This is a genomic window from Paracoccus sp. (in: a-proteobacteria) (assembly GCF_030536915.1).
GTDB lineage: Bacteria > Pseudomonadota > Alphaproteobacteria > Rhodobacterales > Rhodobacteraceae > Paracoccus.
Genome location: NZ_JAUNPC010000204.1, coordinates 1 through 1,961 on the forward strand (window position 1 = coordinate 1; position 1,961 = coordinate 1,961).

The window sequence follows — 1,961 nt, forward strand, 5'->3', positions numbered from 1 at the left end:
GAAAGTGTGTAGGCGGGGAACCGTCTCGAGGGTTCGAATCCCTCACCGTCCGCCAGATCTCATCACAACATACTGGGTAACTAGCTGAATTTGTTAGGGTGGGTAGGAAGTCGACTGCTCCGCAGTCGGATCTTGTTTTACATTATGCGCTACAATCACCTGCGCGGGAGGTGATGCATCATGGCGATCAAGGCACGGGGCACCGGGGCAAGCTGTCGCTCTACAAGCGGTGCTTGCGGGATACGAGGCGATCGAGCCCCGCAAGTTCGTCTGGGTGGCCCTGCATACTGACAGTTTCAGTCTGGAAGAGCGGAAGGCGGACGCCGTTTGGTCGGAGATGATCGGGGCATGGGAGGCGAAGCTCGCCGGCGACACCACAGATGCGGATCAGCGCTTCCAGGCTGCGCGCGATCTGGCGACTGCACGGGGGTTCCGGTTCCTGCCGGTGAACAAGGTGGCGCAAGCGCCACTGACCGAACTGCGCGACCGCATGATGGCCGTTCCCATGCGCGCTGATGGGCCGGACATGATCGAGGCTGAGGGTCTTCTTGGCGGCGCGAAGGAGCCTGCGCTGACGGTCTCCAAGGCGCTGGACGCCTACTGGCAGCTTGCCCGTGAGAAGACGCTCGGCAAGTCGCCCGACCAGCTTCGGCGCTGGCGCAACCCGCGGATCAAGGCGGTGACGAATTTCATCGACGTGGTCGGGGACAAGGCGCTCTCGGAGATCACGGCCGATGACATGCTGGATTTCCGGACGTGGTGGCTCGACCGCATCGAAGCGGGCGACGTGGGGCCGGGATCCGCCAACAAGGACCTGATCCATCTCGGCGAGGTGCTGAAGACCGTCAACAGGATGAAGCGGCTCGGACTGACGCTGCCCCTGGACGGGTTGTCCTTCAAGGAGGGAGAGGCCGGGCAGCGTCCGCCGTTCTCGACTGACTGGATCAGGGACAGACTGCTCGCCAAGGGAGCGCTCGATGGTCTCAATAGCGAGGCGCGGGCGATCCTGCTCGCGATGATCAACACCGGGGCGCGCCCGAGCGAGATTGCGAACCTGACGGCTGACCAGATCCGGCTGGAGAGCAACGTGCCGCATATCTCGATCGAGCCTAAGGGTTGGCAGTTGAAGTCAGCCTATGCCAAGCGCGTGATTCCGCTCTGTGGCGTGTCGCTGGAGGCGATGCGGGCGCACCCCGACGGCTTCCCTCCTACCGCGACAAGCCTGCGCTCTCCGCGACGGTAAACAAGTATCTGCGCGAGAACGGGCTGGCGGAAATGCCACAGCACACGATGTATTCGCTGCGCCACTCCTTCGAGGACCGGACAGCCTTGCCCAACCGCGATGCGGCGGGTGCCTATACAGCGCTCTTCATCGCGGCGCGGACGGCCTGTCTTTATGCCGCCGCCGCCAGCGGCGCCGTGGCGATCGATGCTGTCTATGTGGATTTCCGCGACGACGCGGGCCTGCGCGCCGAGGCGGCCGAGGCAGTCCGCGACGGGTTTACCAGCAAGGCGGCGATCCATCCTGCGCAGGTCGCAGTGATCAACGAGATCTTCACCCCCGATGCCGACACAGTCGCCGAGGCCGAGGCCATTGTCTCAGCCCTCTCGGGTGGCAAGAGCGTGGCCGTGCTGAACGGCCGCCTCGTCGAGGCGCCGCATCTGAAGAAGGCGCAGAAGATCCTCGCCCGTGCAATGCGCCGAACCGCGCAGGGGGGCACTGTCAGATAAACTCGGCTTACCCGAGCGCGAGCGACGGCCCTATCCTTCCCGCATGACCCAGCGATCGCCGTTCCGGTACTTCAAGACGTCCTCCGAGATCATCCGCTTGGCGGTGATGCTCTACGTCTGATTTCCACTTTGGCCTGCTGCCGGTTTCGCTCCGCACCGCCGACAGAGCTGGTTCGCTTCATCTGAACAACGTCGGGGCTTGTGCCAAGTGGATCTCCGCCTTGGTTGCG

At 63.8% G+C, this 1,961-nt stretch carries 2 protein-coding genes and 1 pseudogene; all 3 read left to right on the top strand.

The genetic code is table 11. The features are described from left to right. Positions 1-274: 274 nt before the first annotated feature. Positions 275-1,243, top strand: coding sequence for a tyrosine recombinase XerC (xerC, locus tag Q4F04_RS15735; RefSeq protein ID WP_303370726.1), 969 nt, complete (start codon positions 275-277; stop codon positions 1,241-1,243). A 47-nt stretch (positions 1,244-1,290) separates the two neighbouring features. Then, the gene (locus Q4F04_RS15740; protein WP_303370727.1) at positions 1,291-1,731 is read left to right on the top strand and encodes an aldolase/citrate lyase family protein; all 441 of its coding nucleotides are present in this window, start codon (positions 1,291-1,293) and stop codon (positions 1,729-1,731) included. Positions 1,732-1,774: 43 nt separating this feature from the next. Further along, positions 1,775-1,849 (top strand): annotated as a pseudogene (locus Q4F04_RS15745) (IS6 family transposase); the annotation flags it as partial. Between the last annotated feature and the right edge of the window lie 112 nt (positions 1,850-1,961).

Coding starts and splice junctions, on each gene's coding strand:
- Q4F04_RS15740 (WP_303370727.1), top strand. CDS start 1,291: ATGTATTCGCTGCGCCACTCCTTCGAGGACCGGACAGCCTTGCCCAAC.